Genomic DNA, 26859 nt, shown 5'->3' with positions numbered 1-26859 from the left:
ATCTTGCCGGACGACCTCACCTCGATCGCGAACGATCCAGAGAGCGTCACGTGCGACGAGACTGCCGGAGGGTGCACTCCCCCGACACGACGACGCCCCGACCGCCTCATCACGAGGCAGCCGGGGCCGCGATCAGATCGATGCTCGGGGTACGCGGGTCACACGTTGAACCGGAACTCCACCACGTCCCCGTCCTGCATGACATAGTCCTTGCCCTCGATGCGTGCCTTGCCCGCGGAGCGCGCGGCAGCGACGGACCCGGCCTCGACGAGGTCGTCGAACCCGATGACCTCGGCCTTGATGAAGCCGCGCTCGAAGTCGGTGTGGATGACGCCCGCGGCCTGCGGGGCGGTCCAGCCCTGACGGATCGTCCAGGCGCGCGATTCCTTGGGGCCGGCCGTGAGGTACGTCTGCAGGCCGAGCGTGTGGAAGCCGACCTTCGCGAGCTGGTCGAGGCCGGACTCGTCCTGGCCGTTCTCGGCAAGCATCTCGGCGGCCTCGTCCTCGTCGAGCTCGACGAGCTCGGACTCGAACTTCGCGTCAAGGAAGATCGCGTCGGCGGGCGCGACGAGCTCGCGGAGCTCGGCCTGCATGGCCTCGTCGGCGAGGCCCGCGTCGTCGGTGTTGAAGACATAGATGAACGGCTTGGCCGTCATGAGCTGGAGCGACGCGATCTCGCTGAGGTCGAGCTTCTCGGACGCGGCGGCGGAGAAGAGGGTGCGACCGGACTCGAGGATGGCCTGCGCCTTGAGCGCCGCCGCGAGGAGCACGGGGTCACCCTTCTTGATCTTCACCTCCTTCTCCATGCGCGGGACCGCCTTCTCGAGGGTCTGGAGGTCCGCGAGGATGAGCTCGGTGTTGATCGTCTCGATGTCGTCCTTGGGCGAGACCTTGCCGTCGACGTGCACGACGTCGGGGTCCGCGAACGCGCGGGTCACCTGGCAGATCGCGTCGGCCTCACGGATGTTCGCGAGGAACTTGTTGCCGAGCCCCTCACCCTCGGACGCGCCGCGCACGATGCCGGCGATGTCGACGAACGACACGGTAGCGGGCAGGATGCGCTCCGAGCCGAAGATCCCCGCGAGCACCGTGAGGCGCTCGTCCGGGAGCGGCACGACACCGACGTTGGGCTCGATCGTCGCGAACGGGTAGTTCGCGGCGAGCACCTGCGCGCGGGTGAGGGCGTTGAAGAGGGTCGACTTGCCGACGTTGGGAAGACCGGCGATTCCGATAGTGAGGGCCACGGGCACACAGTCTACGGGGGCTAGGGTTGGCCGGTGCACGACCTGCCGTCCTCCGCGCCCCGCCAGACCATGCTCGTCGTCGGGATGGTCACCCTCATCACCGCCGGAGCGTTCGAGTCGCTCGCCGTCGCGACGGCCATGGCGACGATCGCGCGGGCGCTCGACGGCATGGCGCTGTACTCGGCCGCGTTCGCGCTGACGATCGCGACGAGCGTCGTCGGCATGGTGGCAGCAGGCGTCGTGGCCGACCGGGCACGCCCGGCGCTGCCCATGCTGCTCGGCGTCGTGACGTTCGCCGCGGGCCTCGTCATCGCCGCGTTCACGCCGTCGATGAGCCTGCTGCTCCTTGGGCGTGCGCTGCAGGGACTCGGCCAGGGCGCGTACGTCGTCGCGCTCTACATGGTCGTCGCGCGTGCGTTCGCGCCCGCGCAGCGCGCCCGGGTCTTCGCGTGGTTCGCCGCCGCGTGGGTCGTGCCCTCGCTCGTCGGACCCGTCGTCGCGGGGCTCGTCGTCGACACGATCGGGTGGCGGTGGGTGTTCGGCGCGGTCGCGCTCGTCGCCGCACCCGCGGCCGCCGTCGTCCTGCGGACGACATGGCACGTCCCCGGCCCCGAGACGCTGCCCGACGCCGCCACGACGCGCGCGGGCGTCCGGCGCATCGGCTGGGGCGCCGCCGCGGGTGTCGGCGTCACCGTCGTCACCCTCGCAACCGAGCGCGACGGGACCGCGGGCATCGTCGTCGGTGCCGCAGGCCTGCTCGCGGCACTCGTCGCCGCGCACTTCCTCCTGCCGCCGGGCACGCTCCGTGCCCGGCGCGGCCTGCCCGCCGTCGTCGGGCTACGTGGCGTCATCGCCGCGTCCTACTTCGCGACCGAGGTCATGCTGCCCCTCATCCTCCAGACCGAGCGCGGCCTCAGCCCCACACGCTCCGGCACGATCCTCACCGTCGCGGCCGTCACGTGGGCCCTCGGGTCCCAGCTGCGTGGCCGCAACCTCGCGTCGTCGCTCACGTACCTGCGGCTCGGCACGACGCTGAGCATCGTCGGCATCGCCGCGTCCGCGACCATCGCGCTGCCCGGCACGCCGCTCGCCGTCGGCTGGGTCGCGTGGGCGCTCGCCGGGCTCGGCGTCGGCATGGTCTACCCGACGCTCTCGGTGCTCGTCCTCGACGTCGCCCCGCCCGCCGAGCACGGCGCCGCGACGTCCGCGCTCCAGGTCTCCGACGCGCTCGGCATGTCCCTCGCGATCGCGCTCACGGGCGCGGCCGTGCACGTCGTCGTCAACGCCCTCGGCATCGGCGGCTACCTCCTCGGGTTCGGACTCACGACGCTGCTCGGGCTCGTCGCGCTGTGGCTCGCAGGGCGCACGACGCTGCCCGACGCAACCACACCCACCAACGCCACAGCCTGAACACCAGCAGCCCCGACGTCGCGGACCGACCGGCGCGGACGAGACGCCGAGCCGGCGACCTCAGCCGCGCGAGCGCAACGCGTGGACGAGCTCGGGGACGCGCGCGTCGTAGATGCGCGCGCCGGCCCGCAGCCCCGCGACGAGCAGCCCGACGCCGAGCGTCAGACCGAGCGCGAGACCGCCCCACCCCGCCGCCGCCGAGCCGCGCCACGCGTACACCGTCAGCACGATCGACGGCGTCGCGAGCACCATGACGACGATCCACGCGAGCGACTGCACGAAGAGGTTCGCGGTCGCCGAGCCGTGCGGGGTCGAGAACGGCCCGTCCCCCGGCGCTGGCACCGCGAACAGCACCCACGCCGAGACGAGCGACGAGATCCCGAGAGACGCCCCCAGCAGCACCGCCGACAGTCCGAGCGACGCGGGCGCAAGGTCCCAGCGGTCCGCCCGCCACGCACCAGCGACGAACGTGAGGACGACCGCCGGCACGCCGACGACGAGCACGGCGAGCGCCCGCCCCGTGCGGTCCGCGATCCCCCGCACCCCCGCCGACGCGTGCAGCCAGAACGCCGAGGAGTCCATCGCGACGTCCGCGACGACCGCCCAGCCGAGCGTGAACGCGACGATCGCCGGGGCGATGATCGTCGTCACCGGGACCGCACCCTGCGACAGGACGTGCAGCGTGACGACGAGCACGGGCAGCACCGTGAGGTTCGACATGTACCGGGAGTCGCGCGCCCAGTACGTGAGGCTGCGCGCGAGCACCGCCCCCGTCGGCGTTGCAGGCAGGCGACCGAACCAGCCCGGGCCGTGCTGCGCGACGACGTTGGGGCGCGGCGGCGGCGTCGTGAGCGCTCGCTCGAGCCCGGCGTCCCACAGCTTGACGAGCAGCGCCGCCGTGACCAGCGCGATCGCGAGGTGCGCCGCAGCCCGGCCCCAGCGGCCCTGGGCGACGTCGACCTGCACGGCCCACACCGCGCCGGGCGGCGTCCAGCCGACGATCTCGATGAGCGCGGGCGCGACGTCCGCGCCGCGCCGCAGCGCGCGCAGCGACTGCCCGAGCGCGGGCGCGACGACGACGATCGGGGCGAGCGCGAGCACGCCCACGACCTCCCGGAAGCGCCGCGCCGCGAGCAACGGCTCCATGAGCAGCGCGAACGCCCGTGAGCCGGCGATGCACGTGAGCATGACGACGGGGAGCAGCACGAGCCCGACGATGATCGGGAGGATGTCAGGCACCCACACGAGCAGCCCGGCCGTCGCGACCGCGAGCGTCGTGAGCCCCGGGATGCCGAGGAGGCCCGCGACCGCGAGCCCCGCGAGCAGCGGCCTGCGCGGCACAGCGAGCAGCGCGAACCGGCGCGGGTCGAGCGCCGAGTCCACACCGAACGCGAGCAGCGGCACGACCCACCAGCCGACGACGACGAGCGCACCACCGACGATGAGCGTGACGTCCCACGTCTCCTCGGCGATCGTCCGCGTGTACGCCATCGACCCGACGAGCACGAGCGAGACGAGCACAGCGTTGAGCAGTCCCAGCGCGAGCCCGACGATCTGCCACGGGCTCGTGCGCAGGCTTCCGGCCCACAGCGTGAGCCGCAGCCTCACGACGTGTGCAACCACTGCAGCCCCTCGGACGTGCGGCGACCGCCGACGAGCTCGACGAACCGGTCCTCGAGCGTCGCGGTGCCGCGCACCTCGTCGACCGTCCCCGCAGCGAGGACGCGCCCCGTGGCGACGATCGCGACGTGGTCGCACATGCGCTCGACGAGCTCCATGACGTGCGACGAGACGACGACGGTGCCGCCGCCCGCGACGAACTGTCGGAGGATGTCACGGATGTTGGCGGCCGACACCGGGTCGACGGCTTCGAACGGCTCGTCGAGCACCATGACGCGCGGCCCGTGGACGATTGCGGTCGCGAGCGCGACCTTCTTCGTCATGCCCGCCGAGTAGTCGGAGACGAGCGTGCTGCCCGCCTGCTCGAGGTCGAGCGCGGCAAGGAGCTCGCCGGTGCGGGAGGCGACGACGTCGCGGTCGAGGCCGCGCAGAAGGCCCGCGTACGTGATGAGCTGCGCGCCCGTGAGGCGGTCGAAGAGCCGGACGCCGTCGGGCAGCGCGCCGAGGAGTCGCTTCGCGACATCTGGATCGGCCCACAGGTCGGTGCCGTGGATGCTCACGTGCCCCGCGTCGGGACGCAGGAGGCCCGTGATCATCGAGAGCGTCGTCGTCTTGCCCGCACCGTTGGGACCGACGACGCCGTAGAACGAGCCCGTGGGCACGAGAAGGTCGATCCCTGCGACCGCGACCGTCGTCCCGAAGCGGCGCCAGAGGCCGCGCGCCTCGATCGCGAACGGTGGCGCCGCTGATGCATCCATGCGCCGAGCCTAACGTTCGCGCGAATGTCGGTGGCACGTGCTTGGCTCAGCGACATGAACGACCCTGTTGCTCTCCTCGCGGCGCTGCTTGTGGGCGCCGCTCTCGGCTACCTCGGTGCCGTCGTGCGCGGCGCACGCGCGGACCGCGAGCACGCGCTGCGCGCCGAACGGCTCGGCACCGAGCTCGAGGCGGAGCGCCGCGCGGGCGCGGAGCGTCTCGCCGCGGAGGTCGAGGCCGGCAAGCGCGCCGAGGACCGCTTCCGCGTGCTCGCCGCCGAGGCCCTCGCATCGAGCTCGGAACAGTTCCTCGGCCTGGCCGAGCAGCGGCTGCGGGCCACGCAGGTCGCCGGGCAGGCCGACATGCTGCGGCGCGAGGAGTCCGTGCGGGCGCTCGTCGACCCCATCGCGACGACCCTCGGCCAGCTGCGCACCGAGGTGACGGCCGCCGAGCGTGCGCGCCTCGCGAGCAGCGCGAGCCTCGGCGAGCAGGTGCGCGCCATGCGGGAGTCGTCAGAGCTCCTCCGCGCCGAGACCGGCCGGCTCGTCGCCGCGCTCCGCACGAGCGATGTCCGCGGCCGCTGGGGGGAGACCCAGCTCCGCCGCGTCGTCGAGGCCGCGGGGCTCCTCGACCGCGTCGACTTCGACGAGCAGGTCCATGTCCGCACCGACGACGGCGCCCTCCGCCCCGACATGGTCGTGCGGCTCGCGGGCGGCAAGAACGTCGTCGTCGACGCCAAGGTGCCCTTCAACGCCTATCTCGAGGCGTGCGAGTCCGACGACCCGGCGGTGCGCACCGAGCGGCTCGCGGCGCACGCCCGCGCCGTGCGGCGGCACATCGACGACCTCGGCGGCAAGCGCTACTGGGAGCACCTCGCCCCGTCGCCCGAGTTCGTCGTGCTCTTCGTGCCCGCCGAGCCGTTCCTCCACGCGGCGCTCGAGGCCGACGGCGGCCTCGTCGAGCACGCGTTCTCGAAGAACGTCGTCGTCGCGACCCCCATGACGTTGCTCGCGCTCCTGCGGACCGTCGCGCACGCGTGGCGCGAGGAGACCCTCGCTGAGAACGCGCAGCAGGTCCTCACGCTCGGCCGCGAGCTCCACACGCGGCTCAGCACGCTCTCCGGGCACCTCGGCAAGGTCGGTCGCGCGATCGAGTCCGCGGCAGGCGCCTACAACCAGGCCGTCGGCTCCCTCGAGACCCGTGTCCTCGTGACGGCACGGAGGTTCCGCGACCTCGGCGTCACCGACGCAGAGCTCGACGCTCCCCCTCCCGCAACCCCGCTGCTCTCGGTGCTCGCCACGCGGGACGACGACGACCCCAGCGGTGACGTCACCGCGGACGTGCGTAGCCTGGGCTGAGCACCGCCGACGGAAGGACACCCATGACCGGGCCCGACTACCCCACGCTCGAGGACACCGTCGGCCGCACCCCCCTCGTGCGCCTGCAACGCCTCGCGGAGGACGCCGCGACCGGCACCGTCGTCCTTGCCAAGCTCGAGGGCACCAACCCCGCCGGCTCCGTCAAGGACCGCCCCGCGCTCAACATGATCCAGCGCGCCGAGGAACGCGGCACCATCCGCCCCGGCGACACGCTCGTCGAGGCGACGAGCGGCAACACCGGCATCGCGCTCGCCATGGCCGCCGCCATCAAGGGGTACCGCATGGTCCTCGTCATGCCCGGCGACCTCTCCGTCGAGCGCGCTCGCACCATGCGCGCGTACGGCGCCGAGCTCGTCCTCACCGACCCCGCGCTCGGTATGGAGCACGCGCGCGACCTCGTCGCCGCTATGGCTGCCCGCGGCGAGGGCGTCGTCCTCGACCAGTTCTCCAACCCCGACAACCCCGACGCCCACCACCGCACGACCGGCCCCGAGATCTGGGAGGCAACACGCGGACGTGTCACGCACCTCGTCTCCTCGATGGGGACGACAGGCACGATCGTCGGTGCCGGTCACTACCTCAAGGAGCGCAGCGCGGACGTTCGGATCGTCGGCGTGCAGCCCGCCGAGGGCGCACGCATCGCCGGGATCCGCGCCTGGCCCGCCGAGTACCTGCCTGCGATTCACGACCCGTCGGTCATCGACGCGATCCGCACCGTCACCCAGACCGAGGCCGAGGACACAACCCGCGCCCTCGCCGCGCGCGAAGGCATCTTCGCCGGGGTCTCGGCCGGCGGCGCGACGGCCGTCGCCCTCCATCTCGCCCGCGAGGTCGAGGGCGCGACGATCGTCGTCATCCTCCCCGACCGTGGCGACCGCTACCTCTCGACCGGTATCTTCCCGGACTGACGTCCTCGCAGGCTCCGCCCACGCGAACGGCCGGCCACCCCGCAGGATGACCGGCCGTCGTGCAGTGCTTGTCAGACCGCCTCGACACGCAGCGCGCGCCGCCCCTCACGCTCGGGACGCCCCGAACCCTGGCCCGCGGCCTTGAGCGCGCCGCGCAGCTCACGCGGCAGCGAGAACATGAGGTCCTCCGTCGCCGTCCGGACCTCCTCGACCTCGCCGTAGCCGCGCTCCGCGAGGAACCGCAGAACCTCCTCGACGAGGATCTCGGGAACCGACGCACCCGACGTCACACCGACCGTCGTCACACCCTCGAGCCACGCCGGGTCGATCTCCTTGGCGTAGTCGACGAGGTGCGCGTCGTCGGCGCCAGCTTCCTTGGCGACCTCCATGAGCCGCACCGAGTTCGACGAGTTGCGCGAACCCACGACGATGACAAGCTCGCAGCGCGGCGCGAGCTTCTTCACGGCGACCTGACGGTTCTGCGTCGCGTAGCAGATGTCGTCGCTCGGCGGGTCCTGGAGCGTCGGGAAGCGCTCACGCAGCCGGCGCACGGTCTCCATCGTCTCGTCAACCGAGAGCGTCGTCTGCGAGATCCACACGACCTTGTCCGGGTCGCGCACGACAACCTTGTCGACCTCGTCGGGCGAGTTGACGATCTGGATGTGCTCGGGGGCCTCGCCCGCGGTGCCCTCGACCTCCTCGTGGCCCTCGTGGCCGATGAGGAGGATGTCGTAGTCGTCAGCCGCGAACCGCACGGCCTCCTTGTGGACCTTCGTGACGAGCGGGCACGTCGCGTCGATCGTCTCGAGCGAGCGCGCTGCGGCCGCCTCGTGGACCGCCGGGGACACGCCGTGCGCGGAGAACACGACGCGTGCGCCCTCAGGAACCTCGTCGGTCTCGTCGACGAAGATCGCGCCGCGCTCGGCGAGCGTCTCGACGACGTACTTGTTGTGGACGATCTCCTTGCGCACGTAGATGGGGGCGCCGTAGTGCTCGAGGGCCTTCTCGACGGCGACGACGGCGCGGTCGACGCCTGCGCAGTACCCGCGCGGGGCTGCGAGCAGGACCCGTCCGGTCGTCGGGGCGTCGGTCGCGGGGGCCGGCGAGGCAGAGGTGGTGGTCACCCGGCCAGTCTAGGTGAGGGGCTCCCGACGGGCCGTGACGCACCCCACCTCCGCACCCTCTCCCCTCGAAGCCTTCCCGCCCGCTCCCGAGCGAACCGACTCGTAGGTCTGGAGCACCGTCGAACGGTGCTCCAGACCTCCGAGTCGCGGAAGAGGGAGGAGGAGAAGAGGGAGGTGGAGATGAAGGGTCACCGGGTCGAGGCCGGTGGGGCGGTCGGAGGTTGCTGGGAGCGGCCGGAGGTCGCTGGGAGCGGTCGGATGTCGGTGGGGGCGGGCATGATGGGCGCGTGACCTCCGACGACCAGCGCCCCGCCGGGCGCGCGCCCCTGCCCGCGCGTGCCCTCGACACGACCGCGGAGAACCCCTGGCCCGTCCGGCTGCTCTCCCAGAAGATCGCCGACTACATGGCGCGTATGAGCCCCACGTGGGTCGAGGGCCAGGTCGTCCAGCTCAACCGCCGCCCGGGCGCGTCGATGGCGTTCCTCACCCTGCGGGACACGGACGCCGACGTCTCGCTGCCCGTCGCGATGTACGCGAACGTCCTCGCCAAGCAGCAGGTGCCCCTCACCGAGGGCGCGCACGTCGTCGTCCACGCGACGCCGACGTTCTGGAAGGGCCGCGGCTCGTTCCAGATGCAGGCCGACGAGATCCGCCCCGTCGGCACGGGCGAGCTCCTCGCCCGCATCGAGCACCTCAAGAAGGTCCTCGCAGCGGAGGGACTCTTCGACGCGGACCGCAAGAAGCCGCTGCCATTCCTCCCGCGCGTCGTCGGGCTCGTGTGCGGACGCGAGTCGAAGGCGGAGCACGACGTCGTCGTCAACGCGCGCGCCCGCTGGCCGCAGGTGCGCTTCGAGATCCGCGAGGTCGCCGTCCAGGGCAAGGACGCGGTGCACCAGGTGACCGCCGCGATCGCGGAGCTCGACGCGCTGCCCGAGGTCGAGGTCGTCGTCGTCGCACGTGGCGGCGGCGCGGTCGAGGACCTCCTGCCGTTCTCGAACGAGGCGCTCGTGCGGGCCGCGGCGGCGTGCCGCACGCCGCTCGTCTCGGCGATCGGGCACGAGACCGACGCGCCGCTGCTCGACCTCGTCGCCGACTACCGGGCCTCGACGCCCACGGACGCGGCCAAGCGCATCGTGCCCGACGTCTCGGAGGAGCGACTGCGGCTGCGCCAGGCCCGCCAGCGCGCGACGCTCGCGGTCCGTGCGCTGCTCGACCGCGAGGCACGGGGGCTCGAGCAGGTCCGTTCACGTCCCGCGCTCGCCCGGCCGGCGTCGATGGTCGATGCGCGCGAGGCCGACGTCGAACGGGTCCGCGAGCGCGGCCGGTCGGCGTTCGCCGCCGCGCTCCTCCGCGGCGGCGCGGACATCGCGACGTTGCGTGCCCAGGTGCGGGCGCTGTCCCCCGCGGCGGTGCTCGAACGCGGGTACGCGGTCGTCCAGCTCGCGGACGGCACTGTGCTGCGCGAGCCAGGCCAGGTGACGGCCGGCGACGCGCTGCGGGTGCGCCTCGCGGACGGCGAGGTCGCCGCCGAGGCGCGCTGAGCCGCTCGTGGAGGACGCTGGACCGCTCGTGATGCACGCGGCCGAGCGCCGTCCGGCACAGGCGGCGGTGGCGCGCGGGCCTACCCGCGCAACACCTCCCGCACGGCCCGCCACGCGCCGTCGAGCATCCCCTCACCGTTGCAGAGGATGACGACGGTCGTGTCGGTCGGGACGTCGTAGCGGACGTAGGCCTCGACGCCGGGGTCACCGCCGTCGTGCCCGAGCGCACCGTCCTCGAGCAGGTAGACGCCGTGCCCCATCGACGCGTCGACGTCGATGCGCGGACCCGGGGTGCGCATGAGGCGCGCGACCTCGCCTCCGAGCAGCGTGCCGTCGCCGAGCGCGCGGGCGAAGCGCGTCGCGTCGTCAGCCGTGAGGAAGCAGCCGCCGTCGCCCCCGCCGACGACGGGCACGGCCAGGACGTTCGAGCGCCACGGAGCGCCGCGGCGTCGCGGCAGGTAGCCGGTCGCGACGTCGGGCTGCGCCTCGTCGAGGCGCAGATAGCCGCTCGACGTCATGCCCGTGGGGACGAGGACGCGTTCGGTCACGCGGTCGACGAACGCGTCGCCCGTCACCTCCTCGAGGAGCGCCGCGAGGAGCACGTAGCCGCTGTTGGAGTAGTGGAACGCCGCACCCGGCTCGTCGACGGGCGGGAGGTCGGTGTAGAGCGGGAGGAAGTCGTCGGGCCGTTCCATCGTCACGGACGGGGTCGTGCGCCACAGCGCGGCGTAGTCGGGGACGTAGCCGGGCTGGGTGTCGTCCTCCTCGGCGTAGTCGCCGATGCCCGAGGTGTGCGTGAGCAGGTGCCGCACGGTGACGCGTGGGTCGAGCGTTCGGGGCCGACGCGCGGCGGGCAGGAGGTCGACGACCGGGGCGTCGAGGTCGAGCAGGCCTGCGACGTGCGCGTCGAGCACGGCCGCCGCGGTGAGCATCTTCGAGACGCTCGCGGTGCCGAAGCGGTCGTGGAACGTCACGGGACGGCCGGCCGCGCGGTCTGCGACGCCGAGCGCGAGACGCAGCCGCGGCCCGTCGGACCCTTCGACGACGACGACGCCGGAGAACCGGTCGCGTGCGGCGAGGCCGCGCAGGGTGTCGGCCGCGTCGTCCCAGCCCGGTGCCACGTGCTCGTGCTCGTTCATGCGCCCAGGGTGGCACGCTGGTGGGCCGTAGGTCGCCTGCTTTCCGCGGATGTCGGCGGCTGCCGCTACGGTGGACCCGTGCCCGAAACCCCGCTTCCCGACGTCGCTGCCCTCTCGTACGAGCAGGCCCGCGACGAGCTCGTCCAGGTCGTCGCCCGCCTCGAGGCCGGCGGCGAGACCCTCGAGGCGAGCCTCGTGCTCTGGGAACGCGGCGAGGCGCTGGCCGCGCGCTGCCAGGAGTGGCTCGACGGCGCCCGTGAGCGTCTTGACGCCGCGACCAGTGAGGGCCGGGCTGCGGACGGGGACGAGGCGTGACCCCTCACGAGCCCCTGCCGACGACGGGTTCGACGCCGGTCCCCGCAGGGCCGGCGGGTCGTGCGCTCGTCGTCGGCGAAGCTCTCATCGACACGGTGCGGCGCACGGACGGCTCGGTCGACGAGCACCCGGGCGGCAGCCCCGCGAACGTCGCGCTGACGCTCGGTCGTCTCGCGCGCGACGTCGAGCTCCTCACGTGGATCGGCGAGGACGCGTACGGGGCAATGGTGCGTCGCTGGCTCGAGGGGTCCCGAGTCGGGCTGCACCTCGGCTCGACGGGCGCACCGGAGACGTCGATCGCGACCGCGACGCTCGACGCGTCAGGCACCGCGAGCTATGACTTCGAGATCGAGTGGCGGCTGCCGCACCGCATCGACGTCGCCCCGGACACGCTCGTCGTCCACACGGGGTCGCTCGCGACCGCCCTCGCGCCGGGTGCCGACGCGGTCGCGGACCTGCTCGCCGTGCAGCGACGGGTCTCGACGGTGACGTTCGACCCGAACGTGCGGCCCGCGATCCTCGGGCACCCGCTCACGGCCGCGCCGGGCGTCGAGCGGTTCCTCATGCTCGCGGACGTCGTCAAGGTCTCGCACGCGGGTCTTGCGTGGCTCTACCCGCACCGTGACCCCGAGGTCACGGCGGCGCTGTGGCACAAGAGGTCAGGGGCGATCGTCGTCCTCACGCGCGGTGCTGACGGTGCGAGCACGTGGTCCGCGGCGGGTCGCGTCGACGTTCCCGGCGTACCCGTCGAGATCGCCGACACGGTCGGCGCGGGCGACGCGTTCACGGGCACGCTCATCGACGGCCTGTGGAGCCACGACCTGCTCGGCGCGCCGCGCCGTGCGGCGCTGCTCGCGATCGAGCCCGACCTCCTGCGGGACGTCGTTGCACGTGCGGTGAGGGCCGCAGCGATCACGACGTCACGTGCGGGCGCGAACCCGCCGCGACGCGCGGAGCTCGACGGGCCCGGGCCCGTCTGACCAGCAGCCCCTCCGACCGGCGGTCCACCTGCCGGAACGGCCGTCCCGCGTGTCGGACGTCACATGGACGGACCTGCGGCAACCGAAGGACAGGCGCACAATGACGAACGTGAACGCGACCACCTCCTCGACCAAGCCCACCGAGTCCCCCGCCGCTGCATGGCGGGCGCTCAAAGCAGGCAACGCGCGCTTCGTCTCGGACACGATGCTCCATCCGTCGCAGGGCGCCGCGCGGCGCGCCGAGCTCGCCGTCGCCCAGAACCCCTTCGCGGTGATCTTCGGCTGCTCCGACTCGCGTGTCGCCGCCGAGATCATCTTCGACCAGGGCCTCGGCGACGCCTTCGTCGTCCGCACGGCCGGCCACGTCCTCGACACGACCGTCATCGGGTCCATCGAGTACGGCATCGGCGTGCTCGACGCGCAGCTCATCGTCGTCCTCGCGCACGACTCGTGCGGCGCGATCGCCGCAGCGGCGCACACCCTGTCGACGGGCGATCAGACAGACGGGTTCGTGCGCGCGGTCGTCGACCGCGTCATCCCTTCGATCGTCGGCGCGACCGCCGAGGGTGGCGACTTCACCGACCCCGACACCCTGCGCCGCCAGCACGTGCGCCACACCGTCGACCAGCTCTACGGGTACTCGGCCGCGATCAAGGCCGAGGTCGACGCGGGAACGGTCGCGATCGTCGGCGTCGAGTACACCCTCGCGGACGGCCGCGCGACGCTGCTCTCCGTCAAGGGCGACGTCGGCGAGGAGCCCGTCACCCTCTGAGGAGACGCGCGGCGGTGTGACCCAGGTCCCGTTTTTGGCGGCGCTTCCCGGGTCGAGACCGGGGCGCGTCGTGCGGCACCATGGACCCATGACTGACAACGCTGTCGGCGACGCGCCGATCCCTGCCCAGGACGCTGACTTCCGCATCGAGCACGACACGATGGGAGAGGTCCGCGTCCCCGCTGCTGCGCTCTACCGCGCGCAGACGCAGCGGGCCGTCGAGAACTTCCCGATCTCCGGCTCGGTGCTCGAGCGCGGCCACATCGAGGCGCTCGCGCGCATCAAGAAGGCCGCCGCCCGCGCCAACGCCGAGCTCGGCGTCCTCCCGCAGGACGTCGCCGACGCGATCGTCGCAGCGGCCGACGAGGTCGCGACCGGCCAGCACGACGCGCACTTCCCCGTCGACGTCTACCAGACGGGCTCGGGCACGTCGTCGAACATGAACACGAACGAGGTGCTCGCGACCCTCGCGACCCGCCACCTCGGCCGCGAGGTCCACCCCAACGACCACGTCAACGCGTCGCAGTCGTCGAACGACGTCTTCCCGACGTCGGCGCACGTCGCCGCGACCGCAGGCGTCGTCGGCGACCTCGTGCCCGCGCTCGAGCACCTCGCCGAGACGCTCGGCGCGAAGGCCACCGAGTTCGCCGGGGTCGTCAAGGCGGGCCGCACCCACCTCATGGACGCGACGCCCGTGACGCTCGGCCAGGAGTTCGGCGGCTACGCGGCCGCGATCCGCTACGGCATCGAGCGCCTCGAGGCCGCACTCCCCCGCGCGGCCGAGGTCCCGCTCGGTGGCACCGCCGTCGGCACGGGCATCAACACCCCGGCCGGCTTCCCGCAGCGCGTCATCGCACTCCTCGTCGAGGACACCGGCCTGCCCCTCACCGAGGCACGCGACCACTTCGAGGCGCAGTCCTCGCGCGACGGCCTCGTCGAGCTCTCGGGCGCCCTGCGCACGATCGCCGTCTCCCTCACGAAGATCTGCAACGACCTGCGCTGGATGGGCTCGGGCCCCAACACGGGCCTCGGCGAGATCTTCATCCCCGACCTGCAGCCAGGCTCGTCGATCATGCCGGGCAAGGTCAACCCCGTCGTGCCCGAGGCCGTGCTCATGGTCGCCGCGCGCGTCATCGGCAACGACGCGACGGTCGCGTGGGCGGGCGCGTCGGGCTCGTTCGAGCTCAACGTCCAGATCCCCGTCATCGCGTCGTCGATCCTCGAGTCGATCCGTCTGCTCGCCAACGCGTCGCGCGTCCTCGCGGACCGCACGGTCGCGGGTATCACGGCGAACGAGGAGCGGGCGCGCGCGCTCGCCGAGTCGTCGCCGTCGATCGTCACGCCCCTCAACCGCGTCATCGGCTACGAGGCGGCCGCGAAGGTCGCCAAGCACGCCGTCAAGGCGGGCGTCACCGTCCGTCAGGCGGTCGTCGACCTCGGCTTCGTCGAGCGCGGCGAGGTCACCGAGGCACAGCTCGACGAGGCGCTCGACGTCATGAGCATGACGCGCCCGCCGCAGGCCTGACCTGCTGGTGCGCACGCGGCCCCGGACTCCTCACGGCGTCCGGGGCCGCGTCGCGTCCGGGACGAGCCGGAGGCCGCGTCCGGGGCTGAGTCCGGGGCTGGGTCCGGATGCTCTTCCGACCTCCACGCGGTTCTCAGTGCGGGTTCTTCTCCATCGCGAGGGCCGCGACGAGGCCGAACGTGAGCACTCCCGCCGCGAGCAGCATCGTCTGGCCGACGGCCGTCGCGAAGCCCGCGTGCACCGCACCGAGCACGACCTCCCGCACCTGCGCGGCGATGTCGGCGGGAACGCCCGCGGGGACGTCGAACGCACCCGCCGCACCGAGCCCGCTGCTGAGCGACGGCGCGAGGCTCCCGACGACCTCGCGCACGTCGTCGGGAAGCCTCTCCGACGCACGGGCGAGCGCCGCGGGGATCTCGACGGCGATGCGCGACGTGAGCGTCGCGACGATGACGGCCGAGCCGATGACGCCGCCCACCTGCCGGTTCATGTTGAACGCGCCCGCGCCGGCTCCTGCCGTCGCTGGCGCCAAGCCCGACGTCGCGAGCGCCGCGAGCGGGGAGAACAGCATGCCCGTGCCGACGCCGAAAAGAGCCATCGGCGGGTAGACGTGCCACACCGAGATGCCGGGCTCGACGACGAGCGCGACCCACGCGACGGACGTCACGAGGAGACCGAAACCTGCCGCGACGACCCACTTGCCGGGGACCCTGTCCGCGAGCCGTCCCGCGAACGGCGCGACGATGCCGGAGAGCACCGACCCCGGCAGGTTGACGAGCGCCGCGTGGAGCGCGCTGAGACCGAGCACCTGCTGGAGGAACAGGGTGAGCGGGAAGAAGATGCCGATCATCGCGAACGACGCGACGGCTCCGCCGACGTTCGCGAGCGCGAACGTCCGGTGCGTGAAGAGCGTGAGCGGAAGGAGCGCGTCCGGCCCACGCCGCTTCTGCCAGGCGAGGAACGCCGCGGTGACGACGGCTCCCGCGCCGAGGATCCACCAGACCGTCACGGGCCCGATGACGCGCCCCCACCCGAAGCTCTGCCCCTCCTGGATCCCGAAGACGAGGAGGAAGAGGCCGACGACGGACAGGACGACGCCGACCATGTCGAACGACCGCGAGTGCGTCGGAAGCGTCGGCAGGGTGCGGACGGCGAGGACGAGCGCGACGATGCCGACAGGGATGTTGACGTAGAAGATCCACTCCCAGCCGATCGTCTCGACGAAGAGCCCGCCGAGGAGCGGCCCGGCGATCGTCGCGAGGCCCGCGACCGAGCCCCACACGCCCATGGCGGCGCCGCGACGCTCGCGCGGGAAGACGCGCGTGATCATCGACATCGTCTGCGGCGTCATGAGGGCTGCGCCGACGCCCTGGACGGCGCGCGCGGCGACGAGCAGCTCGATGGACCCGGCGAGGCCGGAGAGGCCGCACGCGAGCGACGAGAGCGTGAAGACGACGAGCCCCCACACGAAGACGGGGCGCGGCCCGAAGCGGTCACCAAGGCGGCCCGTGACGAGGAGGAGCGCCGCGAAGCTCAGGAGGTACGCGCTGTTGACCCAGCCGACGGTCGTGAGGGTCGCGCTGAACGCCGTCTGGAGGGTCGGGACCGCGATGTTGACGATGGTCGTGTCGACCATGATGACGAAGAAGCCGAGGCAGAGCGCCGGGAGGATGCTCCACGGGCTGCGTCCGCCGAGGTCGACGAGCGGCGCTGTCGCCGGGGTCGGGGTCGGCGCGGGGGCGTGGGGGTCGTGGCTCACGGTGCAGGTTAACCACGTCGTGTCAGCACGGACAACGGTGTCCGCGGACGACGACGGCGCCGCACCCGCGGGTGCGGGTGCGGCGCCGTGCGTGGTGCAGGACGGGTCAGGTCCAGTTGATGAGCTTGCGGCCCTGGGCGTCCGTGAAGCTGCCCATGACGAGCATGATCATGTCGATGAGCCACCACACGCCGAGGCCTCCCGCCGTGAGGAGGAAGAGGATCCCTGTGCCGACCTTGCCGACGTAGAACCGGTGGATGCCGAGGCCGGCGAGGAGGAAGCCAAGGAGGAAGGCGATGAGGATCGTCTTGTCGCTCGCGGGCGTGCCGTCGGGCGCGTAGGCCTGGCGGACAGGGCCGCCCTGGGGCGCGTACTGCTGCTGGCCGTACGGCTGCTGCGGGTACGCCTGCTGGCCGTACGGCTGCTGCTCACCGGAGGGCTGCTGCCCGTAGGGGTCGTGCTGGTACGGCTGCTGGTTCGGGTCGGTCACGAGGTCCCTCTCGTCGATGGTCGTGTCCCCCCTGGGACATGCGAGAACGTTAGCGCGACGCCGCACAGCCCGCTTCGTGCCGCGCCGTGCCGCGCCCCGGCGCAGCCGAGGTCGGCGGCGTGGGCCACGGGCCGTGCCCGGCCGGCCTACGCGGTGACGTCCTCGAGGAGCTGGGTGACGAGCGCCGCGACGGGCGAACGCTCGGAGCGGGTGAGGGTGACGTGCGCGAAGAGGGGGTGGCCGGCGAGCTGTTCGACGACCGCCGCGACGCCGTCGTGCCGTCCGACGCGCAGATTGTCGCGCTGCGCGACGTCGTGCGTGAGGACGACGCGCGAGTTCTGGCCGATGCGCGACAGGACGGTGAGGAGGACGCCGCGCTCGAGGGACTGGGCCTCGTCGACGATGACGAACGCGTCGTGGAGGGAGCGGCCGCGGATGTGTGTGAGCGGCAGGACCTCGAGGAGGTCGCGGGCGAGGACCTCCTCGACAACCTCCTTGGCGACGACGGCGCCGAGGGTGTCGTAGACGGCGTCCGCCCACGGGTTCATCTTCTCGGCCTCGGTGCCGGGCAGGTAGCCGAGCTCCTGGCCGCCGACCGCGTAGAGCGGCCGGAACACCATGATGCGACGGTGCTGGCGCTTCTCGAGGACGGCCTCGAGGGCGGCGCAGAGTGCGAGGGCGGACTTCCCGGTGCCGGCGCGTCCGCCGAGGGAGACGATGCCGATCGACGGGTCGGCGAGGAGGTCGATCGCGATGCGCTGCTCCGCGCTGCGGCCGCGCAGCCCGAAGACTTCCTGGTCGCCGCGGACGAGCTGGACGTGCTTGTCGGCGGTGATGCGGCCGAGGGCGGAGCCTCGTGGGGAGTGGAGGACGAGGCCCGTGTGGACGTGCGGCGTCGTCGTCTCCTGGAACGCGGTGAGGGTTGCGGGCGGCAGGTCGCTCAGCGGGAAGGACTCGTGCTCCCAGAGCGTGGCCATCGTCGCCTCGGGGACGTCGAGCTCGGCGATCCCGGTGTGGCCGGGTTCGGTGGCCTGCTCGGCGCGATACTCCTCGGCGGTGAGGCCGCACGCGGACGCCTTGATGCGCATCGGCAGGTCCTTGGAGACGACGGTGACGTCGGCGCCCTCGGCGGCGAGACCCGCGGCGACAGCGAGGATGCGGGAGTCGTTGTCGCCGAGCCGGAAGCCCGCGGGGAGGACGGCCGGGTCGATGTGGTTGAGCTCGACGCGCAGGGTCCCGAGGCCTGCGCCGAGCGGCAGGGGGCGGTCGAGGCCGCCGTGGCGGACCCGGAGGTCGTCGAGCGCGCGCAGGGCGGCGCGGGCAAAGTAGCCGAGCTCGGCGTGGTGGCGTTTGGCCTCGAGCTCGGTGACGACGGTGAGGGGCAGGACGACGTCGTGCTCGGCGAAGCGTCGCAGAGCGGCGGGGTCGGCGAGGAGGACGGAGGTGTCGACGACGAACGTCCGCACGGGACCCTCACCTCCCTCCGTGCGCGTGGTCCGGGTGACCGTCGTGCTCGTGGGGTTCATGCGAGGCTCCCTGCGCTGGGGGCCGGCCTGGGTGGTCGGCCCGGGGGCGCCGGACAACGGGTGTGTCGTCCGTCACAGCCAAACTACAGCGGTGTCGTTCGTCGGGGAAGAGAGGTGCGGGCGAACACGCGCCGAAATCCGGGCGCACACCGGGCCTAGGCTCGGAGCATGAGCGAGCTCCACGACCTCACAGCCCTCGAGACGGCGGAGGCGATCCGCCTCCGCGAGACCTCCCCGACGGAGGTCGTGCGCCATGCGCTCGACCGCGCCGAGCGTCTCGGCCCGCAGGTCGGCGCGTTCGTCACGCTCACGCCCGAGCGGGCGCTCGCCGAGGCCGCGGAGGCCGAGAGGGTCCTCGCGGCCGCTGACGACCCGCGCAGCCTCCCACCGCTGCTCGGCGTCCCGTGCCCCGTCAAGGACCTCACGATGGTCGCGGGCGTGCGCTTCACGGCGGGGTCCGCGCTCCTCGCGGACAACGTCGCGGACGTCGACGACGGCGTCGTCACGCTCCTCGCCCGCGCGGGCACGGTGATGCTCGGCAAGACGACGACCCCCGAGCTCGGCCTGCCCTGCTACACCGAGCCCGACGGCACTCCCCCGGCCCGCACGCCGTGGGACACGACGCGCACGGCCGGCGGCTCGAGCGGCGGAGCGGCCGCCGCGGTCGCGGCTCGCATCGTCCCGGTCGCCCACGGCAACGACGGCGGCGGGTCGATCCGCATCCCCGCGAGCGCATGCGGGCTCGTCGGGCTCAAGCCGAGCCGCGGGCTCGTGAGCCCGGGTCCGTGGGGCACGGACGGGGCGGGTCTCGCGAGCCACGGGGTCCTCACGCGCGACGTCCGGGACACGGCTGCGCTCCTCGACGTCCTCGCGCACCCGTGGCCGGGAGACATGGTCGAGGCGCGTCGTCCCGCGGGCGGCTTCCTCGCGGCGCTCGACGCGCGCCCGCGTCGGCTGCGCGTCGGGCTGCTGACGACACCGCTCATCACCTCCGACGCCGACGTCCACCCGGCGTGCGTCGCGGCGGCCTTGCGGACTGCTGACGACCTCGCCTCGCTCGGCCACGACGTCGTCGAGGCGCCCGTGCCGTTCGCCGCCGAGGCGTGGGACGCCTTCGCCGCGCTGTGGTCGGTCATGGCCCTGCAGGTCCCCGTGCCGCCCCAGGCCGAGGGCATGCTCCGACCCCTGACGCGCTGGTTGCGGGAGAACGGCAGGCGCGTCACGGGCGTCGAGCACGCCGACGCGGTCGTCGCTCACCAACGGCTCGTGCGGGCCGTCGGGCAGGCGTGGGAGGACCTCGACGTCGTCCTCACGCCGACGCTCGCGCAACCGCCCGTCCGTCCCGACGCGCTACGCGACGACGCGGACCCTGCCGCGGACTTCGCGGCGCAGACGCGCTTCACGCCGTGGACGAGCGTGTGGAACCTCACGGGGCGTCCGGCGGTGTCGCTCCCGGTCGCGGAGCTCGACGTCGACGGGACGACGCTGCCGATCGGCGTGCAGCTCGGCGGTCGCCTCGGTCATGACGCGGAGCTGCTCACTCTTGCGCTGCAGCTCGAGGAGATCCACCGTTGGCAGGACCGCCGCCCGCCGCTGGCCTGACCTTGGACTGACACGGGCCTGACCCTGGCCGGACACTGGCCTGCCCCTCACGGGCTCTGCCCTCCGTAGCGGTTGGCGCAGTCGATAGCGGATCGGTACGCGTCCTGCGTACGGATCCGCTATCGAGCGCACGCGCCCCTGGGTGGATAGCTGATCCGCCCACATCACGTGGTCCGATCGGCTATCGAGCCGCTGGGGGCGGGGCGGAGGCGGGTCAGGCGTCCGCGTGCTCCGGCGACGCGACGAGGTGCGCCGCGATCGTGCCTGCCCACTCACGCACCGCCGCCATGTCGCGGCGGTCACCCTGCTTGCCGCGAGCCGCCGCGATGATCGCGCGCTCGGAGAAGTTGAGGACGCTCAGGTCGAGCTTGCCGGGGAAGTGCCGGTGCGCGACGGCCCCGGTGACGTTCATCCGGTCGACGGTCTCGGCCGGGCGGTTCGACGCCTTGGCAGGCGAGTCCGCGAGCCCCGAGGAGAACAGCCACACGGGCATCGCAGCCAGCTCAGCGACGTGCTTGTCGACGAGGTCCCGGGCGTCCGCGAGCCACCGGCCCGTGTAGACCGCCGAGCCCACGACGACCGCGTCGTAGCCGTCGAGCGACGCGACCTCGCCCGCCGGGCGGACGTCGCAGCCGAGGCCTGCGCCACGCAGGACGTCACCGATCTGCTCGCCGATCTCGAGCGTGCTGCCATGGCGTGACGCCACCGCGACCAGAACCAACATGTGAGTCTCCTTGCAGACTGCCGGATGGATACGACCCCTCGCACTCCGTCCGTCCAGTGTTTCCCACGTCGTCCGCCTGAGGCTGGGCCTGAGGTCCCCCACGCACGGCGGTGCACATCACAGCGGCCGCCGCCGTCGTCGAGGCTGCTCGCACGACGGCCCGGGCCTGCGACCGGTGCCGCGAGGGGCCGACACTCAGAGGTCGAGGACGCGTCCGCTCGGCGGCGCCGCAGGGTCGCCGCGCCCGTCGCGCCGGCCGCGGACGGCGTCGCGCGGGTCGATCGGCTCGAGCCCGGGGACCCACACGGGGGCGTCCGGCGTGCCGTCGGCGGGCGCACCGGCCGTGGCTCGGGGTCCGGGTGGTGGTGCAGGCGACTCGAGCCGTCGACCGCTGTCCGGGTCGGGAGCCCCGTGACCGAGACGCCCCCATGAGCGTCCGCGCACGGGCGACCTCGGTGTGGCAGGGGGCGGTGTCGGCGTGGTGGGCCGGCCCGCGGCGAACGGGTCGCTCGCCGGGACCTCGAAGCGACCGCCGACCGCGGGGCCGGGCCGGCCCTGCGCCGTCGGACCACCGCGACCACCGGGACCGCCGAGGACGCTCGCGATCATCGAGCGCTCGCGCGCGACCTCGCCGTCGGCGAGGTCGCGCATGCGCGCCGTGTGATCGACGTAGACGTGGAACAACGAGCCGAGCCGCACGGCCCACACGAGCACGGAGATCGCCGCGGCCGCGTCGGTCGAGAAGTCGAGCCCGCCGCCGAAGCTCATCGACACACCGGCGACGATGCCCCAGACGACGGCCCACGACTCGTCGACCGAGCGGCGCGCGGTGTGGAACTGGCGCAGCGCGTGGATGCCGAACCACGCGAAGGTGAAGCAGCCGAGGGTCGCGACCGTGAGCCAGAAGCCCACGCGCTCGCCCCGGTGCCACGTGCTGTCCGCGAGCCGGTCCTCGGCGCTGCGGACGCGGTCGAATGCCATCAGTAGGCCACCCTCCGCCCACGGACGTCGTCGGGTGCGAGCTCGGGGTGCAGGGGAACCCCGGGCTCGTCGACAAGGCTCGCGGCGACGGCCCGCGAGGCCGCCCACTCGCGCGTGCGCGCGATCTGCTCGGCCTGCGTGACGGACAGCGGGACGGTGTTGGCGACGGCGCGACGCACGTCGTCGACCGTGAGCGCGCGTCGTCCCGCGTACGCGTCGAAGCATGCGGAGACGACGGCCTGCTCGATCTCGGCCCCCGAGAACCCTTCGGAGCCGGCGACGAGGTCGCGGAGCAGACCGGGCGTCGGAGCGGCCGCGGTGCCGAGCTCATGACCTGCGGCGAGCCGACGGTCGAGGTGGAGCCGCCAGATCTCCTCGCGCTCCGTGGGCGTGGGCAGGTCGACGAAGAAGATCTCGTCGAAGCGTCCCTTGCGGAGGAACTCGGGCGGCAGGGCGTCGATCTTGTTGGCGGTCGCGATGACGAAGACGGGCGCGGTCTTCTCCTGGAGCCACGTGAGGAACGTGCCGAAGACGCGCTGGCTCGTCCCCGAGTCCCCCGACTGCGACTGTCCGGCGGAGCCGAAGCCCTTCTCGATCTCGTCGATCCAGAGGATCGACGGCGCGACCGCCTCGGCGAGGCGGAGCGCCTCGCGCATGTTCTGCTCGGACGACCCGACGAAGCCGGCGAAGACCTTGCCGACGTCGAGGCGCAGGAGCGGCAGGCCCCAGAGCGTCGACGAGCACTTCGCGGTGAGCGACTTGCCGCAGCCCGGCACGCCCGTGATGAGGATTCCCTTGGGCGCGGGCACGCCCCAGGCGGCGGCCTGCGGCAGCCACGACCCCTGGCGTGTGACGAGCCACCGCTTGAGGTTGTCGAGCCCCCCGACGTCCTCGATCGTGCCGGACGGCGGCACGAACTCGAGCAGTGCGGACTTGCGGATCGTCTGACGCTTCTCCTCGACGACGCGCGCGATGTCGTCGCGCGAGAGGACCCGGTCGCCGGCGATCGCCCGGGCGAACGCGTTCTCGGCCTCCCAGCGGGTGAGGCCGCGCGCGGCCTGGAGGAGGTTCTCGCGATCCGTCGGCGTGAGCTCGACGCGGATGCCGCCCGCGTTCGCGTCGCAGATCGCGTCGAGCACCTCGCCGAGCTCGTCGGTGTCGGGCAGCGGCAGGTCGACGACGGAGACGACCTTCTCGAGGTCCGTGGGCAGCTGGAGCGACGGCGAGACGATGACGAGGGTGTGGGCGACGTCGCCCGCCTTGAACGCGGCTGCGACGTCGAGGAGTGCGCGCACGAGGATCGGGTCAACCTCACGACCGTTGCCACCGAGGAAGTGGTGGAGGTCGTTGAAGACGAAGATCGTCGGCACGGGCGTCGACATCGCGGCGGTGAGCGCGTCCTCGGGGACCTGGGCGCGGCCGGGGTCGCCGGGGTGGTGGAGGCCGCGGGAGAGGGAGTAGGCGAGGACCTGGCGCTGAGTGCGCAACGCGGTGGGGTCCTGCGCGATCGAGACGACGGCCGCCATGACGCGCTCGGTCTCGTGCGTCTCGACGAGGACGACGGGGTGGCGTGCGCGCAGCAGATCGAGGAGCGACTCCCGGAACTTCTGCGACGTGCTCGGAGCTCCTTGCGGGTTCATGACGGCCCCTCCCTCGTGCGCGCGGTCCGCGCGCGTGCCTGCCCCGGTCAAGATAGCGCAGTAGATTGCTCGCATGGCGACGCTCTTCACACGCATCATCGACGGCGAGATCCCTGGACGGTTCGTGTGGTCGGACCCGGTCGCTGTGGCGTTCGCGACCATCGCTCCGATCACTCCTGGGCACGTGCTCGTCGTCCCCCGTGCGGAGGTGGCGTCATTCACGCAGGCGGACGACGGTCTGCTCGCGCACCTGTCCCGGGTCGCTGCCGCGATCGGTCGGGCGCAGGAGGTGGCGTTCGAGGCGCCGCGCGCGGCGCTCCTCGTCGCCGGCTTCGAGGTCCCTCACCTGCATCTTCACGTGCTGCCTGCGTGGGGCGAGGCGGAGCTGTCGTTCGCGCACGCGAGGTCGGACGTGCCGGCCGACGAGCTCGACGACGCGATGGAGCGGGTGCGCGCCGCGCTGCGTGCGGGCGGCGAGGGAGCGCACGTCCCGCCGACGCTCGGCGCGCCCGACTGAGATGCCCTTCATGGTCCGCGCGCGGGACCGCATGACGAACAGACGCGCGCCGGGCGCGGTGAAGGTCCTATGGTCGGGGACGTGACCCATCTGGAACCCACCCCCACACAGCCGGACGAGCGCGGGACGGCACGGCACGAGATGCCGGACGAGCTGCGCGCGGACGTCCGTCTGCTCGGCGGCATGCTCGGTCAGATCCTCACGGAGTCAGTCGGCGAGGACCTCCTCGACGACGTCGAGCGTCTGCGTTCGCTGACGATCGCGGCGTACGACGAGGACGGCTCGGCGTCGATCGAGGCGGCCGAGGCTCTCATCGAGTCGTTCTCGCTCGAGCGTGCCGAGCAGGTCGCCCGGGCGTTCACGTGCTACTTCCACCTCGTCAACCTCGCTGAGGAGCACCACCGCGTGCGCATCCTGCGGCGTCGCGAGGCCGACACGGGCGCGGTGTCGGCCCTCAACGACGACGTGCAGTCGGCGGTCGCGCGGCTGCGCGACGAGGTCGGCGCGGAGGAAACTGCGCGGCGTATCCGTGCGCTCGAGTTCCGTCCGGTGCTCACGGCACACCCGACCGAGGCCCGTCGCCGTGCGGTGGCCGCGGCGATCCGCAGGATCACGGAGCTCCTCGCGGAGCGCGACGTCCAGGCGATCGGCGGCATCACGCTCGCGGACAACCACCGTCGTCTGCTCGGCCAGATCGACACGCTGTGGCGCACGGCGCCGCTGCGCTCGTCGAAGCCGTCGCCGCTCGACGAGGTCCGCACCGCAATGAACGTCTTCGACCAGACGCTCTTCGAGACCTTCCCCGTCGTCTACCGTCGCTTCGACGACCTGCTCAATGGTGAGGACGCGGGGCTCGTCGAGCCGCGGGTCGCCCCCTTCGTGCGGCTCGGCACGTGGATCGGCGCAGACCGCGACGGCAACCCGAATGTCACGGCGGCGATCACGAAGCAGGCGGCGGCGATCGCGAACGAGCATGTGCTCGTCGCGCTCGAGAGCGTCGTCGCGGAGCTGGGCCGCAGCCTCACGCACGACGGTGACTCGACGCCCGGCTCGGCCGAGCTCACGGCGCTGTGGCGCACGCAGACGCGCATGGCTGAAGAGCTCACGCGGGAGATCGCGGTGCGGTCGCCCAACGAGCCGCACCGTCGGGTGCTCCTCGTCGTCGCGGAGCGTGTGAGCGCGACGCGTCGTCGTGACGCGGACCTCGCCTATCGCACGTCGGACGAACTGCTCGAGGACCTTCTCGTCGTCCAGCGCTCGCTCGTCGAGGCGCGTGCGACGCGTGTCGCGTACGGCGAGCTCCAGCAGGTCATCTGGCAGGTGCAGACGTTCGGCTTCCACCTCGCGGAGCACGAGGTGCGCCAGCACTCGCAGGTGCACCGCGAGACGCTCGCGGAGATCGCGGAGCACGGGGTCGACGGTCCGCTCTCGGAGCGTGCGGTCGAGGTGCTCGACACGTTCCGGGCGATCGCGTTCGTCCAGGACCGCTACGGCGTTCCGGCCGCGCGGCGCTACATCGTGTCGTTCACGACGTCGGCGGAGGACCTCGGCAACGTCTACGAGCTCGCACGTCACGCGCTCGGCGAGGACGCAGACCTGCCCGTGCTCGACGTCATCCCGCTCTTCGAGACGTTCGCGGACCTCGAGGCGTCGGTCGGCGTGCTCGAGGAGTACATCACTCAGCCCGAGGTCGTCGAGCGGCTCGCGGCGACGGAGCGCCGCCTCGAGGTCATGCTCGGCTACTCCGACTCCTCGAAGGACGTCGGTCCGGTGTCGGCGACGCTCGCGCTCTACGACGCGCAGCAGCGCATCGCCGACTGGGCACAGCGCAACAACATCACGCTCACGCTGTTCCACGGCCGTGGCGGCGCGCTCGGCCGTGGTGGCGGCCCGGCGAACCGCGCGATCCTCGCGCAGCCGCCCCACTCGGTCGACGGCCGTTTCAAGCTCACGGAGCAGGGCGAGGTCATCGCGGCGCGGTACGGCGACCCGGCGATCGCGGCCCGGCACATCGACCAGGTCGCAGCCGCGACGCTGCTCGCGTCCGCGCCGAGCAACGAGCAGCGCAACTCCGAGGCTGCGGAGGCCTTCGCGGGCATCGCCGCAGTCATGGACACGGCATCGCGCAAGCGGTTCTTCGAGCTCGTCCACTCCCCCGGCTTCCCCGCGTGGTTCGCGCAGGTGACGCCTCAGGAGGAGGTCGGGCTGCTGCCGCTCGGCTCGCGCCCTGCGAAGCGTGGTCTGTCGATCAACTCGCTCGACGACCTCCGTGCGATCCCGTGGGTCTTCGCGTGGTCGCAGGCGCGCATCAACCTCACGGGCTGGTTCGGCCTCGGGACGGCCCTCGCAGCCGTGGGCGACGTCAACGAGCTGCGCCGCGCGTACGAGAGCTGGCCGTTGTTCTCGACGATGATCGACAACGTCGAGATGTCGCTCGCGAAGACGGACGAGCGCATCGCGGCCCGCTACCTCGCGCTCGGCGACCGTGAGGACCTCGCGGCGCTCGTGCTCGAGGAGATGGCGCTCACCAAGGAGTGGGTGCTGCGCACGACGGGCAAGGACCGGATGCTCGCGAACATGCGCGTGCTTGGCCGAGCGGTGCAGATGCGCAGCCCCTACGTCGACGCGCTCTCACTCATCCAGGTGCGCGCGCTGCGGTCGCTGCGTCTCGACGACAACCGGCCGGAGGAGGAGATCGCACGGATCAAGCGGCTCCTGCTCATCACGCTCAACGGTGTTGCTGCCGGTCTCCAGAACACGGGCTGAGCCTCCTGCGCGGCACATTGACGCCGGGTCGCGCACATGCGCGGCCCGGCGTTGTCGTCTCGGGAAGGGACGGTGCGGGCGCCGTTCCACGTGGGCCGGGCGAGCGCCGGATACGCGCGCGGTGAGACGCTCGGACCACAG

The 26859-nt window shown here is 72.7% G+C and carries 23 protein-coding genes; 12 read left to right on the top strand and 11 right to left on the bottom strand.

Features of this window, described 5'->3' with window-relative positions; translation table 11 throughout:
* Nucleotides 1–158: 158 nt before the first annotated feature.
* Entirely contained in the window at nucleotides 159–1244 is a 1086-nt protein-coding gene (gene ychF, locus IGS67_RS02640) for a redox-regulated ATPase YchF (RefSeq protein ID WP_192277521.1), read from the bottom strand.
* A gap of 33 nt (nucleotides 1245–1277) precedes the next feature.
* Between ychF and IGS67_RS02635 the strand changes: the two genes are divergently transcribed.
* Nucleotides 1278–2654: an MFS transporter gene (locus IGS67_RS02635; protein ID WP_192277519.1), complete on the top strand. Its 1377-nt coding sequence runs from the start codon at nucleotides 1278–1280 to the stop codon at nucleotides 2652–2654.
* Nucleotides 2655–2714: 60 nt separating this feature from the next.
* Here the strand turns inward: IGS67_RS02635 and IGS67_RS02630 are convergent, their stop codons facing one another.
* Nucleotides 2715–4277 (bottom strand): hypothetical protein, encoded by a 1563-nt coding sequence (locus tag IGS67_RS02630; RefSeq protein WP_192277517.1) that lies wholly within the window; start codon nucleotides 4275–4277, stop codon nucleotides 2715–2717.
* Complete coding sequence (locus IGS67_RS02625) at nucleotides 4259–5032, bottom strand: ABC transporter ATP-binding protein (protein WP_192277515.1); 774 nt, start codon at nucleotides 5030–5032, stop codon at nucleotides 4259–4261. Before IGS67_RS02625 ends, IGS67_RS02630 begins: the two co-directional genes overlap by 19 nt.
* 54 nt (nucleotides 5033–5086) lie before the next feature.
* Here IGS67_RS02625 and IGS67_RS02620 point away from each other — a divergent pair, with 54 nt between their 5' ends.
* The gene (locus tag IGS67_RS02620) at nucleotides 5087–6388 is read left to right on the top strand and encodes a DNA recombination protein RmuC (RefSeq protein ID WP_192277512.1); all 1302 of its coding nucleotides are present in this window, start codon (nucleotides 5087–5089) and stop codon (nucleotides 6386–6388) included.
* Between the two features lie 23 nt (nucleotides 6389–6411).
* On the top strand, nucleotides 6412–7317 hold the full coding sequence (gene cysM, locus IGS67_RS02615; RefSeq protein ID WP_192277510.1) for a cysteine synthase CysM: 906 nt from the start codon (nucleotides 6412–6414) through the stop codon (nucleotides 7315–7317).
* 71 nt (nucleotides 7318–7388) lie between these two features.
* On the opposite strand, the gene IGS67_RS02610 is transcribed toward cysM, so the two are convergent.
* Nucleotides 7389–8441, bottom strand: a complete 1053-nt coding sequence (locus IGS67_RS02610; protein ID WP_192277508.1) for a 4-hydroxy-3-methylbut-2-enyl diphosphate reductase — start codon at nucleotides 8439–8441, stop codon at nucleotides 7389–7391.
* A gap of 126 nt (nucleotides 8442–8567) precedes the next feature.
* Here IGS67_RS02610 and IGS67_RS02605 point away from each other — a divergent pair, with 126 nt between their 5' ends.
* Both IGS67_RS02605 and xseA read left to right on the top strand, forming a co-directional pair.
* Complete coding sequence (locus tag IGS67_RS02605) at nucleotides 8568–8732, top strand: hypothetical protein (RefSeq protein ID WP_192277506.1); 165 nt, start codon at nucleotides 8568–8570, stop codon at nucleotides 8730–8732.
* Nucleotides 8729–9982 carry an exodeoxyribonuclease VII large subunit gene (gene xseA / locus IGS67_RS02600; protein ID WP_192277504.1) on the top strand — a complete coding sequence of 418 codons (1254 nt, stop codon included), beginning with the start codon at nucleotides 8729–8731 and terminating at the stop codon, nucleotides 9980–9982. The genes IGS67_RS02605 and xseA overlap by 4 nt, the downstream gene beginning before the upstream one ends.
* 80 nt (nucleotides 9983–10062) lie before the next feature.
* On the opposite strand, the gene IGS67_RS02595 is transcribed toward xseA, so the two are convergent.
* The gene (locus IGS67_RS02595) at nucleotides 10063–11121 is read right to left on the bottom strand and encodes a serine hydrolase domain-containing protein (RefSeq protein WP_192277502.1); all 1059 of its coding nucleotides are present in this window, start codon (nucleotides 11119–11121) and stop codon (nucleotides 10063–10065) included.
* A gap of 78 nt (nucleotides 11122–11199) precedes the next feature.
* Between IGS67_RS02595 and IGS67_RS02590 the strand changes: the two genes are divergently transcribed.
* The 4 genes from IGS67_RS02590 (at nucleotide 11200) to IGS67_RS02575 (ending at nucleotide 14713) form a co-directional block, all read left to right on the top strand.
* On the top strand, nucleotides 11200–11436 hold the full coding sequence (locus IGS67_RS02590) for an exodeoxyribonuclease VII small subunit (RefSeq protein ID WP_192277500.1): 237 nt from the start codon (nucleotides 11200–11202) through the stop codon (nucleotides 11434–11436).
* On the top strand, nucleotides 11433–12416 hold the full coding sequence (locus IGS67_RS02585) for a PfkB family carbohydrate kinase (protein ID WP_328741372.1): 984 nt from the start codon (nucleotides 11433–11435) through the stop codon (nucleotides 12414–12416). The genes IGS67_RS02590 and IGS67_RS02585 overlap by 4 nt, the downstream gene beginning before the upstream one ends.
* A gap of 100 nt (nucleotides 12417–12516) precedes the next feature.
* Nucleotides 12517–13188, top strand: coding sequence for a carbonic anhydrase (locus IGS67_RS02580; protein ID WP_192277498.1), 672 nt, complete (start codon nucleotides 12517–12519; stop codon nucleotides 13186–13188).
* An 88-nt stretch (nucleotides 13189–13276) separates the two neighbouring features.
* Nucleotides 13277–14713, top strand: a complete 1437-nt coding sequence (locus IGS67_RS02575; RefSeq protein ID WP_192277496.1) for a class II fumarate hydratase — start codon at nucleotides 13277–13279, stop codon at nucleotides 14711–14713.
* Nucleotides 14714–14846: 133 nt separating this feature from the next.
* Here the strand turns inward: IGS67_RS02575 and IGS67_RS02570 are convergent, their stop codons facing one another.
* The 3 genes from IGS67_RS02570 to IGS67_RS02560 form a co-directional block, all read right to left on the bottom strand.
* A complete protein-coding gene (locus IGS67_RS02570) occupies nucleotides 14847–16472 on the bottom strand; it encodes a DHA2 family efflux MFS transporter permease subunit (RefSeq protein ID WP_192277494.1) in 1626 nt (541 codons plus the stop codon).
* A 106-nt stretch (nucleotides 16473–16578) separates the two neighbouring features.
* The gene (locus IGS67_RS13740; RefSeq protein ID WP_192277492.1) at nucleotides 16579–16962 is read right to left on the bottom strand and encodes a TM2 domain-containing protein; all 384 of its coding nucleotides are present in this window, start codon (nucleotides 16960–16962) and stop codon (nucleotides 16579–16581) included.
* A gap of 146 nt (nucleotides 16963–17108) precedes the next feature.
* Complete coding sequence (locus IGS67_RS02560; protein WP_192277490.1) at nucleotides 17109–18488, bottom strand: PhoH family protein; 1380 nt, start codon at nucleotides 18486–18488, stop codon at nucleotides 17109–17111.
* Between the two features lie 168 nt (nucleotides 18489–18656).
* Here IGS67_RS02560 and IGS67_RS02555 point away from each other — a divergent pair, with 168 nt between their 5' ends.
* Nucleotides 18657–20090 (top strand): amidase, encoded by a 1434-nt coding sequence (locus tag IGS67_RS02555; protein ID WP_192277488.1) that lies wholly within the window; start codon nucleotides 18657–18659, stop codon nucleotides 20088–20090.
* Between the two features lie 214 nt (nucleotides 20091–20304).
* Here IGS67_RS02555 and IGS67_RS02550 read toward each other — a convergent pair whose 3' ends face one another.
* The 3 genes from IGS67_RS02550 to IGS67_RS02540 form a co-directional block, all read right to left on the bottom strand.
* A complete protein-coding gene (locus IGS67_RS02550; RefSeq protein WP_192277486.1) occupies nucleotides 20305–20814 on the bottom strand; it encodes a flavodoxin domain-containing protein in 510 nt (169 codons plus the stop codon).
* A 195-nt stretch (nucleotides 20815–21009) separates the two neighbouring features.
* Nucleotides 21010–21795, bottom strand: coding sequence for a hypothetical protein (locus tag IGS67_RS02545; protein ID WP_192277483.1), 786 nt, complete (start codon nucleotides 21793–21795; stop codon nucleotides 21010–21012).
* Nucleotides 21795–23435, bottom strand: a complete 1641-nt coding sequence (locus IGS67_RS02540; RefSeq protein ID WP_192277481.1) for an AAA family ATPase — start codon at nucleotides 23433–23435, stop codon at nucleotides 21795–21797. Before IGS67_RS02540 ends, IGS67_RS02545 begins: the two co-directional genes overlap by 1 nt.
* 73 nt (nucleotides 23436–23508) lie before the next feature.
* On the opposite strand from IGS67_RS02540, the gene IGS67_RS02535 reads away from it, so the two are divergent.
* A complete protein-coding gene (locus IGS67_RS02535; RefSeq protein ID WP_192277480.1) occupies nucleotides 23509–23952 on the top strand; it encodes an HIT family protein in 444 nt (147 codons plus the stop codon).
* A 141-nt stretch (nucleotides 23953–24093) separates the two neighbouring features.
* Nucleotides 24094–26718, top strand: coding sequence for a phosphoenolpyruvate carboxylase (locus tag IGS67_RS02530; RefSeq protein WP_192277877.1), 2625 nt, complete (start codon nucleotides 24094–24096; stop codon nucleotides 26716–26718).
* The last annotated feature ends 141 nt before the right edge of the window (nucleotides 26719–26859 follow it).

Source organism: Flavimobilis rhizosphaerae, assembly GCF_014852685.1.
Lineage (GTDB): Bacteria > Actinomycetota > Actinomycetes > Actinomycetales > Cellulomonadaceae > Flavimobilis > Flavimobilis rhizosphaerae.
The sequence above is the reverse complement of the archived record's forward strand: the minus strand, read 5'-3'. Positions and strand labels throughout refer to the sequence as shown.